Origin of the sequence: Pseudomonas koreensis (assembly GCF_036668835.1) — a bacterium.
GTDB lineage: Bacteria > Pseudomonadota > Gammaproteobacteria > Pseudomonadales > Pseudomonadaceae > Aquipseudomonas > Aquipseudomonas koreensis_I.
Genome location: NZ_JAZEVW010000007.1, coordinates 169,467 through 181,459 on the forward strand (window position 1 = coordinate 169,467; position 11,993 = coordinate 181,459).

16 protein-coding genes are annotated in these 11,993 nt (G+C 59.6%); 11 read left to right on the plus strand and 5 right to left on the minus strand.

Translation table 11 applies throughout. From position 1 onward, the window contains the following. Window positions 1-3: 3 nt before the first annotated feature. From V6F91_RS20225 to V6F91_RS20235, 3 genes are all read left to right on the plus strand, one after another. Window positions 4-609 carry an arylesterase gene (locus V6F91_RS20225; protein WP_332767512.1) on the plus strand — a complete coding sequence of 202 codons (606 nt, stop codon included), beginning with the start codon at window positions 4-6 and terminating at the stop codon, window positions 607-609. 57 nt (window positions 610-666) lie between these two features. Continuing rightward, a complete protein-coding gene (locus V6F91_RS20230; protein ID WP_065257112.1) occupies window positions 667-960 on the plus strand; it encodes a hypothetical protein in 294 nt (97 codons plus the stop codon). Window positions 961-1,159: 199 nt separating this feature from the next. Continuing rightward, window positions 1,160-2,131: a L,D-transpeptidase family protein gene (locus V6F91_RS20235; protein WP_332767516.1), complete on the plus strand. Its 972-nt coding sequence runs from the start codon at window positions 1,160-1,162 to the stop codon at window positions 2,129-2,131. Between the two features lie 125 nt (window positions 2,132-2,256). On the opposite strand, the gene oprI is transcribed toward V6F91_RS20235, so the two are convergent. Further along, window positions 2,257-2,508, minus strand: coding sequence for an outer membrane lipoprotei OprI (gene oprI, locus V6F91_RS20240; protein WP_003183784.1), 252 nt, complete (start codon window positions 2,506-2,508; stop codon window positions 2,257-2,259). A 639-nt stretch (window positions 2,509-3,147) separates the two neighbouring features. On the opposite strand from oprI, the gene V6F91_RS20245 reads away from it, so the two are divergent. Further along, on the plus strand, window positions 3,148-3,429 hold the full coding sequence (locus tag V6F91_RS20245) for a GNAT family N-acetyltransferase (protein WP_332767519.1): 282 nt from the start codon (window positions 3,148-3,150) through the stop codon (window positions 3,427-3,429). A 60-nt stretch (window positions 3,430-3,489) separates the two neighbouring features. Here the strand turns inward: V6F91_RS20245 and V6F91_RS20250 are convergent, their stop codons facing one another. Both V6F91_RS20250 and V6F91_RS20255 read right to left on the minus strand, forming a co-directional pair. After that, window positions 3,490-4,566: a 3-deoxy-7-phosphoheptulonate synthase gene (locus tag V6F91_RS20250; protein ID WP_090284978.1), complete on the minus strand. Its 1,077-nt coding sequence runs from the start codon at window positions 4,564-4,566 to the stop codon at window positions 3,490-3,492. A gap of 129 nt (window positions 4,567-4,695) precedes the next feature. Next, a complete protein-coding gene (locus V6F91_RS20255) occupies window positions 4,696-5,139 on the minus strand; it encodes a PilZ domain-containing protein (RefSeq protein ID WP_332767522.1) in 444 nt (147 codons plus the stop codon). Here V6F91_RS20255 and V6F91_RS20260 point away from each other — a divergent pair. The 5 genes from V6F91_RS20260 to cysB all read left to right on the plus strand — a co-directional run bounded on the left by V6F91_RS20260 (window position 5,138) and on the right by cysB (window position 9,090). Continuing rightward, the gene (locus V6F91_RS20260) at window positions 5,138-5,524 is read left to right on the plus strand and encodes a thioredoxin family protein (protein WP_093099687.1); all 387 of its coding nucleotides are present in this window, start codon (window positions 5,138-5,140) and stop codon (window positions 5,522-5,524) included. The genes V6F91_RS20255 and V6F91_RS20260 overlap by 2 nt on opposite strands. Beyond that, complete coding sequence (locus V6F91_RS20265) at window positions 5,521-6,477, plus strand: putative 2-dehydropantoate 2-reductase (protein ID WP_332767525.1); 957 nt, start codon at window positions 5,521-5,523, stop codon at window positions 6,475-6,477. Before V6F91_RS20260 ends, V6F91_RS20265 begins: the two co-directional genes overlap by 4 nt. Window positions 6,478-6,497: 20 nt before the next feature. Further along, complete coding sequence (locus V6F91_RS20270; RefSeq protein WP_332767527.1) at window positions 6,498-7,403, plus strand: 5'-nucleotidase; 906 nt, start codon at window positions 6,498-6,500, stop codon at window positions 7,401-7,403. 96 nt (window positions 7,404-7,499) lie between these two features. Beyond that, the gene (locus V6F91_RS20275; RefSeq protein WP_090284968.1) at window positions 7,500-8,003 is read left to right on the plus strand and encodes a universal stress protein; all 504 of its coding nucleotides are present in this window, start codon (window positions 7,500-7,502) and stop codon (window positions 8,001-8,003) included. 112 nt (window positions 8,004-8,115) lie between these two features. Next, window positions 8,116-9,090, plus strand: a complete 975-nt coding sequence (cysB, locus tag V6F91_RS20280; protein WP_003183769.1) for an HTH-type transcriptional regulator CysB — start codon at window positions 8,116-8,118, stop codon at window positions 9,088-9,090. A gap of 9 nt (window positions 9,091-9,099) precedes the next feature. Here the strand turns inward: cysB and V6F91_RS20285 are convergent, their stop codons facing one another. Beyond that, entirely contained in the window at window positions 9,100-9,582 is a 483-nt protein-coding gene (locus V6F91_RS20285) for a transcription elongation factor GreAB (protein WP_332767531.1), read from the minus strand. A gap of 2 nt (window positions 9,583-9,584) precedes the next feature. Further along, window positions 9,585-10,001 (minus strand): hypothetical protein, encoded by a 417-nt coding sequence (locus V6F91_RS20290; RefSeq protein ID WP_332767533.1) that lies wholly within the window; start codon window positions 9,999-10,001, stop codon window positions 9,585-9,587. 124 nt (window positions 10,002-10,125) lie between these two features. Between V6F91_RS20290 and earP the strand changes: the two genes are divergently transcribed. After that, a complete protein-coding gene (gene earP / locus V6F91_RS20295) occupies window positions 10,126-11,268 on the plus strand; it encodes an elongation factor P maturation arginine rhamnosyltransferase EarP (protein WP_332767535.1) in 1,143 nt (380 codons plus the stop codon). A gap of 48 nt (window positions 11,269-11,316) precedes the next feature. Further along, entirely contained in the window at window positions 11,317-11,886 is a 570-nt protein-coding gene (locus V6F91_RS20300; RefSeq protein WP_003226785.1) for an elongation factor P, read from the plus strand. The last annotated feature ends 107 nt before the right edge of the window (window positions 11,887-11,993 follow it).

Below are 11,993 nucleotides of genomic sequence, written 5' to 3' on the forward strand. Positions count from 1 at the left end.
CCGATGCGAGTGTGGTTTTTGAGTGCTGGCCTGGCCTTGATGTGCATGGCCCAGAACGCAGCGGCGGGTACGGTCCTGATCGTTGGCGATAGTATCAGCGCCGGTTTCGGGCTGGATACCCGCCTGGGGTGGGTATCGTTGCTAGAGCAACGGCTCAAACAGGAGGGTTTCGACGACAAAGTGGTCAATGCCTCCATCAGCGGCGACACCAGCGCCGGAGGCCAGGCGCGGCTGCCTGCGCTGCTTGCAGAGCATAAGCCTGCGCTGGTCATCCTCGAGCTGGGTGGCAATGACGGCCTGCGTGGAATGCCGCCAATGCAATTGCAACAAAATCTTGCCTCGATGATCGACAGCGCTCGCCAGGTGGGCGCCAAGGTGCTGTTGCTCGGTATGCAATTGCCGCCCAATTACGGGAAGCGTTACACCGATGCGTTTGCCGAGGTTTACGGCAAGCTCGCTGAGGATAAAAAGGTCCCGTTGGTGCCGTTTTTTCTAAACGGTGTCGGCGGCCATCCGGACCTGATGCAGGCCGACGGTCTGCACCCGGCAGCCGGGGCTCAGGGCAAGTTGCTGGAAAATGTCTGGCCGACGCTAAAACCGCTGTTATGAGGCTTTTCTAGCGGCAGGCTTTCGGCTAATGTGGCGCCCCCTTATTCGGAGGCCCCGATGCCGCGTCCTGCCTGGTCCCTGTTCGCCTACCAACTGATCGAGCCTGACGAACAGCTGGATCTGTTCGCCTGCCAGGAAGTGCGGGTGCATCTGGTGACCCGTCAGCTCGAACTCGGTGGCTCGGTCGATCGCACCCTGTGCGGCAGTCTGTTGCCGGCGCAACCACGCTGGTCGAGCGTGGATCGCCGGGTGTTTCAGGATCAGCGCCTGTGTTCACTGTGCCGGGCCATTCTGGAATCGCAGAAGCGCGGCACTTCGCCGATCTGGCCGGAGCTGCGTTTCGAGCTCTGAACGCTGAGAATCAAAATGTGCGAGCGAAGGGGCCTCGGCAGCTGACATTTTCGTTGCTGACACACGGCTTTCGCGAGCAGGTTCGCTCCCACCCTGAACGCACCCTGTCGCCTATAGCGGCGCTACCTCCCCGAATTCCCGTGCCGCGGTGTACAATCGCGCGCTTATACCCTTGATGATCATGCGAAGGATTTTCCGGATGTTGCCGCGCTTTCCTGCCGTCACCCGCTGCCTGTCACTTGCCGCCCTGTGTGTGGCCGGTCCCGTTGCTGCATTGGAGCTTCCCCTGCCACCGCCCGGCGAAGACATCGTCGGCCAGGTGCAGGTGATCAAGGCCAGGTACGAAGATACGTTTGCCGATCTGGGTACCACCTACGATTTGGGCTATTCGGAAATGGTCGCGGCCAACCCGGGCATCGACGCCTGGCTGCCGGGCGCCGGCACCGAGATCGTTCTGCCAACGCGTTTCATCCTGCCGCCGGGCCCGCGCGAAGGCATCGTCATCAATCTCGCCGAATACCGTCTCTATTACTACCCGAAAGGTCGCAACGTGGTTTACACGTTCCCGCTGGGTATCGGCCGGGAAGGCTGGGGCTCGCCGATCGCGCATACCTCGATCATTGCCAAGACGCCGAATCCGACCTGGACGCCGCCAGCTTCGATCAAGGCCGAACACGCCGCTGATGGTGATCCGCTGCCCAACGTGGTACCGGCCGGCCCGGACAACCCGCTGGGGCCGTTCAAGTTCACCCTCGGCACGCCGGGTTACCTGATTCACGGTTCCAACAAGAAATTCGGTATCGGCATGCGCACCAGCCACGGCTGCTTCCGCATGTTCAACAACAACGTGCTGGAAATGGCTGGCATGGTGCCGGTCGGCACCTCGGTGCGGATCATCAACGACCCGTACAAGTTCGGTCGCAGTGGCGGCAAGGTCTATCTGGAGGCGCACACGCCGCTGGACGACAAGGGCAACCCGTCGGTGGTCGACAAGCACACCGCGGTGATCAACGCGATGCTCAAGCGTGAAGACATCACCAGCAACCTGCGCATGGACTGGGATGTAGTGCGCGACGTAGTCGCTGCCGAAGATGGCCTGCCGGTGGAGATCGCTACGCCATCCAACGCCCCGGCGCCGATGGTTACCAGCACGCCGATCGACCTGCAATAAGCTCCGCTCAGCAACCCGCCGATGCGTGCCGCGTCGGCGGGTTTTTTATTGCCCGGACAAAAGCTCCGCGCACAAAAAAGCCGACCCAAAAAATGGGTCGGCTCGATAACAATCCCGAGGGATTATTACTTGCGGCTAGCTTTTTCCAGCATGCGCAGAGCACGCTCGTTAGCTTCGTCAGCAGTCTGTTGTGCTTTTTGAGCAGCAGCCAGAGCTTCATCAGCTTTACGGTAAGCTTCGTCTGCACGAGCCTGGGAGCGAGCAGCTGCGTCTTCAGTAGCGGTCAGACGTGCTTCGGTTTCTTTCGATGCGCTGCTGCAACCGGTAGCCAGAACTGCGGCCAGAGCCAGAGCAGAGAATTTCAGAACGTTGTTCATCGTGTTCCCCTTCAAGGACTTTCAAATTAAGTGGCTGTCTCCTCACGATTGAGGAAATAGCCGGCGTACATACTACCCATTACTTGTAGTAAGTAAACTGACGTAGCGCAAGAAGCAAAAAAAATTGTAGGCGTTGATTCTTTTTCGAGCAACTTTTAACTGCGCTGTATAAAAAACATCCAGCTGCAAGCCCCGCCCCGAGCGACTTGATCAGAAAAAGTTCCCTGCCCGTGATGCTCTTTTCGCGTCTTCGGCTAAAGTCTGTCTAAATGAATTCGTCCATACTTTTGTTCCGTTTCTGTGAGCGGCCTGGCGTATCTTTTTGATGTTCAGGTGACTTTATAAAAGGTTGCACGTCTCAAGTCTCAACAACCGGCAATGTTCAGCTGAGCGGCCCGCGAAGATCTTCTTCCGCGACTGTCCTGCGTCCCCCGGGAGCCACCCTGTGCAACGCGCTCGATGACGAGCGCATCTTGAGCATTACCGCCAATGGTGCCTACTATTTATCAGGTGTCAGGGTGCGCGAGATCGGTGTGGCTCTTCTCGGTGTCCGTCAGGCACGGGGCGGCGTAGATGTTCCTTCGCCGGGAAAACATCGGTAAGGTAGGGGTCACAATCCAAGACCCGCGAGGAGTAGTGATGAGCGAGGCGTTGTCCATCCACCATGACCAGGCTGGTCATCAGTTCGAGACCATCGTGGACGGTCATCGTGCCTACCTGACCTATATGGATCTGGGTAAACAGACCCTGGATATCTACCGCACGTTTGTGCCCAACGCATTACGTGGCCGTGGCGTTGCTGCCGCGCTGACCGAAAGTGCGTTGAATTACGCTGAAGAAATGGGCTACACGGTGATCCCGTCGTGTTCCTACGTCGAGCGCTACATGGAGCGTCACCAGCGCCGCGCCGCGAAGATCTGAACCGCACACACAAAAACGCCGGGCACTGCCCGGCGTTTTTTTATGCCCGCGAAACGTCGATCAGGTGCGCTGACGTTTCGGCAACACGTCCTTGAGCTTGGCGTGCATGCTGCGCAGGGTGGTCTCGGTGGCGGACCAATCGATGCAGGCGTCGGTGATCGACACGCCGTATTGCAGATCGGCGAGGTCTTTCGGAATCGCCTGGCAGCCCCAGTTCAGATGGCTCTCGACCATCAGACCGATGATCGACTGGTTGCCTTCGAGAATCTGGTTGGCGACGTTTTCCATCACCAGCGGTTGCAGGGCCGGGTCCTTGTTGGAGTTGGCGTGGCTGCAATCGACCATGATGTTCGGCTTGATCTTCGCCTTGTTCAGCGCCTGCTCGCACAGGGCGACGCTGACCGAGTCGTAGTTCGGCTTGCCGTTACCGCCGCGCAGCACCACGTGACCGTAGGCATTGCCTTTGGTGGTGACGATCGACACGCCGCCTTCCTGGTTGATACCGAGGAAGCGGTGCGGGCTCGACACCGACTGCAGGGCGTTGATCGCCACGGTCAGGCCGCCATCGGTTCCGTTCTTGAAGCCGACCGCCGAGGACAGTCCGGAAGCCATTTCCCGGTGGGTCTGCGATTCGGTCGTGCGCGCGCCAATCGCCGACCAGCTGATCAGGTCCTGCAAGTACTGCGGCGAGATCGGGTCGAGGGCTTCGGTGGCGGTCGGCAGGCCTTTCTCGGCCAGATCCAGCAACAACTGACGACCGATGTGCAGGCCGTCCTGAATCTTGAACGAGTCGTCCAGGTACGGGTCGTTGATCAGGCCTTTCCAGCCCACGGTGGTGCGCGGCTTTTCGAAGTACACGCGCATGACCAGATACAGGGTGTCGGACACTTCTTCGGCCAGCACCTTGAGGCGATCGGCGTATTCGTGGGCGGCCTTGATGTCGTGGATCGAGCACGGGCCGATCACGACGAACAGACGGTGGTCGGTGCCATCGAGAATGTTGCGAATGACTTCGCGGCCCTTGGTGACGGTGCGCAGGGCGGCGTCGCTCAGAGGGATATCACGCTTGAGCTGATCGGGAGTGATCAGGGTCTCGTTAGAGGCGACGTTCAGGTCGTTGATCGGTAAATCAGCCATCGTTTACTCGTCAGGTCACGGGTGCCGGCCGCCAGCGATCCCCGCGCGGCGGGGCACAGCAGATTTAGCGCGTCGGGGGAGCCGAACCTTAGCGCGTCGGGCGCTGCTCGACAATGGGCAAACGGCGCTTTAGTCCAATGTCGGCGGCATAAAAGCCTTGCGCACGGTGTCATGGGAGAACTCGTCAGCATGCTGCTCAACCCATTGCAGGGCCAGTGCCTGAATATCCTGCAGATCGTCGTGGCTGTTTTTCATGCGATAGAAACGCTCGATCTGACACACCTGCTCGCCCATTCGCGCACTGAACAGCGTCTGCTCGTCGGTGAACGCGATGCCCACAAGATAGCCTTTCTTGCGGCGCAGGCACCACGCCACATAGCCCGGATAACACAGGTCGGCATTCACGCTTGGCATGCGCACCTGCAGGGCCGTGCCATGGCGCCACGCGCGGTGGTAATTGCAAGCAATGCCGCCGAGGCTGATAGTGTGCAGCTGTTGTCTGGAAATGCATTCAGGCTTGAGTAACGTCAATTCGACCGGCACTTCGTCCGGATGAGGAATGAAACGTCCCATGAGCACAGACTCCCTGTGTCGGCCTTCTGACATTGTTTCCCCCAGTATAGTGGTCGAATCCGAACTGACCGATTTCGACGCCGACCAGCGCCTGTTGGCGATGAGCGGCGTTTCCCTGGTGATGTTCACCAGTGTCGGTTGCGCCAGTTGCCGCTATGCCCGCGAAGTGTTGCCGGGGCTGCCACTGGCAGTCGATCGACTGTGCTGGATCGATGCCGGCGACAACGGCGGACTGGTCGAGCGTTATCAGGTGTTTCATTTGCCGGCGCTGTTCGTGGTGCGCGACGGCGAGTTCTTTGGCGCATTGCACACGCGCCTGACCGCCGATGCGCTCAACGCAGCACTGGCGCAGGCGCTGAATCGAACTGCAGAGGAGTTGCCGTGATGGGGGCAGTGCATAAACCCGTGGTGGGGATTATCGGCACCGGGGCGATTGGTGGCTTTTACGGAGTGATGCTGGCGCGCGCCGGCTACGATGTGCACTTTTTGTTGCGCAGCGAGTTTTCAGCAGTGGCTGAACGCGGCTTGCAGGTCAACAGCGCCGTGCATGGCCCGCTGACGCTGCATCCGGCGCAGGCCTATTGCGCCGCCGCCGACATGCCCAAGTGCGACTGGTTGCTGGTCGGCGCCAAAACCACCAGCAACGCCGACCTGGCGCCGGCGATTATCGAGGCGGCCAAGCCAGACGCAAAAGTGCTGTTGCTGCAGAACGGCCTCGACGTCGAAGACAGCTTGCGCCCATTGCTCCCCGACGCCCTGCATCTGTTGGGCGGCTTGTGCCTGATCTGCGTCCATCGCGAAGGCCCCGGCGTGGTCACTCATCAAGCCTTGGGCGCGGTGAACATCGGTTACCACAGCGGCCCGGCCATTGATGAGCTGGCGCGCATGGCGATTGTCGAGGAGGGCGCCGGGCTGTTTCGCGTTGCCGGCATCGATTCCCAGGCGATGCCCGATCTGCATCAGGCACGCTGGCAGAAACTGGTTTGGAACATCCCCTACAATGGGCTTTCGGTGTTGCTCGGTGCCGGTACCAGCGCGCTGATGGCCGATGCCGACAGCCGCGCGTTGATCCAGGCGCTGATGGTCGAAGTGGTGCGGGGCGCCAAGGCCTGTGGCCACGACATGCCGCCGGGCTACGCTGATTACCTGTTCAGCATGACCGAGAAAATGCCCGACTATTGGCCAAGCATGTACCACGACTTTTTACACAAGCGGCCAATGGAGCTGGAAGCGATCTATGCTCGGCCATTGGCAGTCGCGAAAGCGGCAGGCTGCGAACTGCCGCGCATCGAATCGCTGTACCGCACTTTAGGATTTATCGACCGACGCAACCTTTAACCGGTCGCTCTGGGGGAAACATGGCCAACAACATCGATGACAAACTGGTGCTGGCGATTTCGTCACGCGCCTTGTTCGACCTGAGCGAAAGCCACAAGGTCTACCTGTCGAGTGGCGTTGAGGCCTATCGGCAATATCAGATCGAACACGAAGACGAGATTCTTGCGCCCGGTGATGCCTTCCCACTGGTGGAAAAGCTGCTGAGCCTCAACAGCCGCCTCGGCCGCGCGCGGGTCGAAGTGATCCTTGTTTCGCGCAACAGCGCCGATACCGGGCTGCGCGTATTCAACTCGATCCATCATTATGGTCTGGCGATTTCCCGAGCGGCGTTCGTTGGTGGGCGCAGTCCTTATCCTTATCTGAAAGCCTTTGGCTGCGACCTGTTTCTGTCCACCCATGCCGAGGATGTGCGCGCTGCGCTGGACGCCGGTTTTGCCGCTGCGACGATTTTGTCCGGCGGCGCCAGCCGTGCTGCCAGTGATGAATTGCGCATCGCTTTTGACGGCGACGCGGTGATCTTTTCCGACGAGTCGGAGCGCGTTTATCAGTCCGGCGGCCTCGCAGCGTTTCAGGCCAAGGAACGCGAGTCGGCGCGCGAGCCGTTGCGCGGCGGCCCGTTCAAGGGCTTTCTGGCGGCGCTCAATCTGCTCCAGCGCGAGTTTCCCGACGATGACTGCCCGATCCGCACCGCGCTGGTCACCGCGCGATCGGCGCCGGCCCACGAGCGGGTCATCCGCACCTTGCGCGAGTGGGACATCCGTCTCGATGAATCGCTGTTTCTCGGCGGTCTGACCAAATCGGCGTTCCTCGAAGCGTTCGCCGCCGACGTGTTCTTCGACGATCAGACCGGGCATTGTGAACTGGCCCGCGAAGTGGTCGCCACCGGCCATGTGCCCCACGGCATCAGCAACGAACCGTCGATTTAAAGCCCTTTGGCTCAAGACGTTGCCTCGCCCGTCGTTCTCGTCAAGGCACTGCTAAGCTGAATCAATCTCCGCCATGTTGGCTTGCGAGGAGGTCATATGATTCGTTCGATGCTGTATGCCACTGACCTCGGTCTGTACGCCCCGTTCGTGATGCAGCATGCCCTGGCGCTGGCGCGCACGTTCAATGCCGATCTGTATGTGGTGCACGCGGTGGAGCCGATGGGGCTGTTCGCCGAATCGGTGTTGCAGAGTTATCTCGACGAGCAGGCATTGAACGAATTCCACAGCCAGGGTCTGAAAACAGTCATCGCCAATATCGAGCAGCGCGTGCTGGAGAGCTTTCGCGAAGAACTCGGCGACGATGGCGAACTGGATCTGCAGCGCATACGTGCGGTGCGCGTGCTGCAGGGCGATCCGTCGCAGGTGATTCTCGACCAGGTGCAGAAACTCTCTGTCGATCTGCTGATCGTAGGCAGTCACAGCCACGGAGTCGGCGCGGAAACACCGTTGGGGCGGACGGCTGCGCGGGTCCTGCAATTGGCCAAGGTGCCGGTTTATCTGGTGCCGTTGGTAGAGCGTCGGCGGCGCGAGGATCGCTAAGGCAAAATAATGGCGCTTTGATGAAAAAGTTCTAGATTTATTCTTCAAACCATTAATATAGTTATATACCGTCGCTGATGCCCGTGGCGTCTATCTGCTTTGAGGGATTGATATGAAGCTTCAACAACTGCGCTACATCTGGGAAGTGGCGCACCACGACCTCAACGTTTCCGCTACCGCCCAAAGCCTTTACACCTCCCAACCGGGCATCAGTAAGCAAATCCGTCTGCTGGAAGACGAACTGGGCGTCGAAGTGTTCGCCCGCAGCGGCAAACACCTGACCCGCGTCACCCCGGCTGGTGAGCGCATCATCACCACCGCTGGCGAGATTCTGCGCAAGGTCGAAAGCATCAAGCAGATTGCTCAGGAATTCTCCAACGAGAAGAAGGGCACCCTGTCGATCGCCACCACGCACACTCAGGCCCGTTACGCACTGCCACCGGTGATCAGCAATTTCATCAAGCAATATCCCGACGTGGCCCTGCACATGCATCAGGGCTCGCCGATGCAGATCGCCGAAATGGCCGCCGACGGCACCGTCGATTTCGCCATTGCCACCGAAGCGCTGGAGCTGTTCGGCGATCTGGTGATGATGCCGTGCTATCGCTGGAACCGTTGCGTGGTCGTGCCCCAGGGCCACCCGCTGACCAAGCTGCCGAAGCTGACTCTCGAGGCTCTCGCCGAATACCCGATCGTGACGTACGTGTTCGGTTTCACCGGCCGTTCGAAACTCGACGAAGCCTTCAGCCATCGCGGCCTGACGCCGAAAGTGGTATTCACCGCTGCCGACGCCGACGTGATCAAGACCTACGTGCGTCTGGGTCTGGGCGTGGGCATCGTGGCGAAAATGGCAGTCGACACCAAACTCGATAACGATCTGGTAGTGCTGGACGCCAGCGAGCTGTTTGAATCGAGCGTGACCAAGATCGGTTTCCGTCGCGGCACCTTCCTGCGTGGGTTCATGTGCGACTTCATCGAGAAGTTCGCCCCGCACCTGACCCGCGAAGTCATGGCCAAGGCCATTCAGTGCCACAACAAACAGGAACTGGAAGAACTGTTCGACGGCGTCGAACTGCCGGTTCACTGATCCGCTGTTTCAAAGCACCTCGGTAACAGCGAATTGTTGCCGGGTGCCCGCCACCAGAATCTCCACCTCATCGCCCTCGAACTTGCCCAGCAGGCTTTTGCCCAGCGGCGAGCGCGGGGTGATGACGGTGATCGGCTGACCGACCACGTCGACTTTCAAACCGGCCGCATCCGGCGCCAGAAACAGCCATTGCTCGCGGCCCTTTTCGTCTTCAAGGCCGAGCAGGGCGCCGATCTCGATGCCACGCTGTTCATCGTAGGCACGCAGCGTGAGGTTCTGGCACAGCGCCAGAGACTGGCGAATCTCCTCGACCCGTTTCGCCTGCCCGGCTGCCAGATACGACGCCTCAAGACCCAGCGTGTCGTACTTGTTTTCGGCAATGTTCTCTTCGTGAGTCGCGGTTTCGTAAGCGGTCTGCGCAGCGCGTTCGGCGATGTCGAGGTCAATGCGCAGTTTGTCGAGAATCAGTTGGTGGACGATGTGTTTGTTCATGATCAATCGCAAAATTGCAAAACGTTGGCGCGGCTCTTTTCGCTGGGCGCGGTCTGGTCCTGCTGCAGCCAGAACTGGCATTTGGGGTTGGACGCGTTGCGCGAATTGGCGCGCGCCTGATCCAGCCGAGCCTGCTGTTCGTTCTTGCGCAGGTTTTCTTCGTACTGCTCGAACAACGGACTCTGCGGCGGGATGTCTGGCCGGGCTTGCACAGACACAGCCGCAGGCGGATTGGCAATTTGCTGCACGGCCTGCGCGACCGGCGCAAGCTGCTCGGCAAAGATGAACCGCGACAGCAGCCAGCAGGTCAGAGCGATGGCGAGAAAGCCCAGCCACATGCCCAGGGCGATGCTGCCGATCAGATGCAGAGCGCTAAGCTGAACAGGCAAGGGGCGACGCGAACGGGGACGGTAGGGCATGGCTGCCTCCTGGCGGATGAATGAGGGCAAGTGGCGATTGTCGCACGAAGATTAATCGACGTCGGCTCTTCTGCGCGAAGGCATTTATGCGGACAATCGGCGCTTTTGCCAACGGGAGCCTTGAATGACTGAAACGAACACCCGCTGGGATATTTTCTGCACCGTCGTCGACAACTTCGGCGACATCGGCGTGACCTGGCGGCTGGCCCGGCAACTGGTCTCCGAGCATTCACTGACGGTGCGCTTGTGGGTCGATGATCTGCGCGCCTTCGAACGTATCTGCCCGCCCATCGATATCGACGCCGCGCGGCAATATCAGCAGGGCGTCGAGGTGCGGCACTGGCCCGCCGAGTGGGTTCACACGGACGCCGCTGACGTAGTAATCGCCGCGTTCGCCTGCAACTTGCCCAGCGATTACATGGACGCCATGGCCACGCGTGAACAGCCGCCGCTGTGGCTGAACCTTGACTATCTGAGCGCCGAAGACTGGGTCGTCGGTTGTCACGGATTGCCTTCGGTCAAATACAAATCGGTGCAGAAGATTTTCTTTTTCCCCGGCTTTCAGCCAGGCACCGGCGGACTGTTGCGCGAGCGCGGCTTGCTTGAGCAGCGTCGGCAGTTTCAGCAGGATGTCGCAGCGCAGCGACAATTCCTGCAAGGGCTGGGCATCGATCGCGCATCTGATGCGCAACTGATTTCGCTGTTTGCCTACGAGAATGCCGGGCTGGCCAGTTGGCTCGACGTGCTGGCAGCGGCGGACACGCCGACCCATTTGCTGGTGCCGGAAGGTCGCATTCTCGGCGATGTTGCGCGTTGGCTCGAGGTGGAGACGCTGACGGTCGGTGCCATTCATCAACGACAGTCGCTCACCGTGCAGGTGTTGCCGTTCGTTCGTCAGGATCAATACGATCACTTGCTCTGGTGCTGCGATTTCAACGCCGTGCGCGGTGAGGACTCGTTCGTGCGTGCGCAATGGGCGGGGCGGCCGATGCTCTGGCACATCTATCAGCAGGACGAAGACATCCATCTGGACAAGCTCGACGCTTTCCTCGCGCTCTACACCAAAGGGCTGTCGCCTGCGGCTGCCGAGGCGATGAACGGTCTGTGGCGCGCCTGGAGCGCCGGGCAGCCGATCGGCGAGCACTGGCTAGCGGCTCGCAAGCACTGGCCAGAACTGCAGGAGAATGCCGAGGCGTGGTGTCTGGAACAGGGCTTGCAGGCGGATCTTGCCACGGCGCTGGTACAGTTTTACCTAAATTGGATATGATACGCGGCCTAGATTTTTGTAAATCCCATCCAAATTCGGATATTCGCAATGAAAACTGGTAAAGAACTCAAACCCGGTACCGTGATCCGTATCGACAACGATCCTTGGCTGGTTCAGAAAGCTGAATTCACCAAGTCGGGCCGTAACAGCGCGATCATGAAGACCAAGCTGAAGAACCTGCTGACCGGTTACAAGACCGAAACCGTTTACGGTGCGGACGACAAGCTGGACGACGTGATCCTGGATCGTAAAGAAGCCACCCTGTCGTTCATCAGCGGTGACACTTACACGTTCATGGACACCACTGACTACACCATGTACGAGCTGAATGCCGAAGACATCGAAAGCGTTCTGCCTTTCGTTGAAGAAGGCATGACCGACGTTTGCGAAGCCGTGTTCTTCGAAGAGCGTCTGGTTTCCGTAGAACTGCCGACCACCATCGTGCGTCAGGTTGACTACACCGAAGGTTCCGCTCGCGGTGACACTTCGGGCAAGGTGATGAAGCCTGCCAAACTGAAGAACGGTACCGAGCTGTCGGTTGCCGACTTCATCGAAATCGGCGACATGATCGAGATCGATACCCGCGAAGGCGGTTCCTACAAAGGCCGTGCGAAATAAGCACTGCTTTTTACGGAAAGAAAAAACCCGACCATTGAGTCGGGTTTTTTTGTGCTTCATGTGATCACCCGAGCCCCTGTGGGAGCGAGCTTGCTCGCGAAAGCGGT

What these genes read in the sequence shown, in the direction of transcription:
- V6F91_RS20225 (WP_332767512.1), top strand. Translation starts at nt 4, where the DNA reads ATGCGAGTGTGGTTTTTGAGTGCTGGCCTGGCCTTGATGTGCATGGCC.
- V6F91_RS20230 (WP_065257112.1), top strand. Translation starts at nt 667, where the DNA reads ATGCCGCGTCCTGCCTGGTCCCTGTTCGCCTACCAACTGATCGAGCCT.
- V6F91_RS20235 (WP_332767516.1), top strand. Translation starts at nt 1,160, where the DNA reads ATGTTGCCGCGCTTTCCTGCCGTCACCCGCTGCCTGTCACTTGCCGCC.
- oprI (WP_003183784.1), bottom strand. Translation starts at nt 2,508, where the DNA reads ATGAACAACGTTCTGAAATTCTCTGCTCTGGCTCTGGCCGCAGTTCTG.
- V6F91_RS20245 (WP_332767519.1), top strand. Translation starts at nt 3,148, where the DNA reads ATGAGCGAGGCGTTGTCCATCCACCATGACCAGGCTGGTCATCAGTTC.
- V6F91_RS20250 (WP_090284978.1), bottom strand. Translation starts at nt 4,566, where the DNA reads ATGGCTGATTTACCGATCAACGACCTGAACGTCGCCTCTAACGAGACC.
- V6F91_RS20260 (WP_093099687.1), top strand. Translation starts at nt 5,138, where the DNA reads ATGAGCACAGACTCCCTGTGTCGGCCTTCTGACATTGTTTCCCCCAGT.
- V6F91_RS20255 (WP_332767522.1), bottom strand. Translation starts at nt 5,139, where the DNA reads ATGGGACGTTTCATTCCTCATCCGGACGAAGTGCCGGTCGAATTGACG.
- V6F91_RS20270 (WP_332767527.1), top strand. Translation starts at nt 6,498, where the DNA reads ATGGCCAACAACATCGATGACAAACTGGTGCTGGCGATTTCGTCACGC.
- V6F91_RS20275 (WP_090284968.1), top strand. Translation starts at nt 7,500, where the DNA reads ATGATTCGTTCGATGCTGTATGCCACTGACCTCGGTCTGTACGCCCCG.
- cysB (WP_003183769.1), top strand. Translation starts at nt 8,116, where the DNA reads ATGAAGCTTCAACAACTGCGCTACATCTGGGAAGTGGCGCACCACGAC.
- V6F91_RS20285 (WP_332767531.1), bottom strand. Translation starts at nt 9,582, where the DNA reads ATGAACAAACACATCGTCCACCAACTGATTCTCGACAAACTGCGCATT.
- V6F91_RS20290 (WP_332767533.1), bottom strand. Translation starts at nt 10,001, where the DNA reads ATGCCCTACCGTCCCCGTTCGCGTCGCCCCTTGCCTGTTCAGCTTAGC.
- earP (WP_332767535.1), top strand. Translation starts at nt 10,126, where the DNA reads ATGACTGAAACGAACACCCGCTGGGATATTTTCTGCACCGTCGTCGAC.
- V6F91_RS20300 (WP_003226785.1), top strand. Translation starts at nt 11,317, where the DNA reads ATGAAAACTGGTAAAGAACTCAAACCCGGTACCGTGATCCGTATCGAC.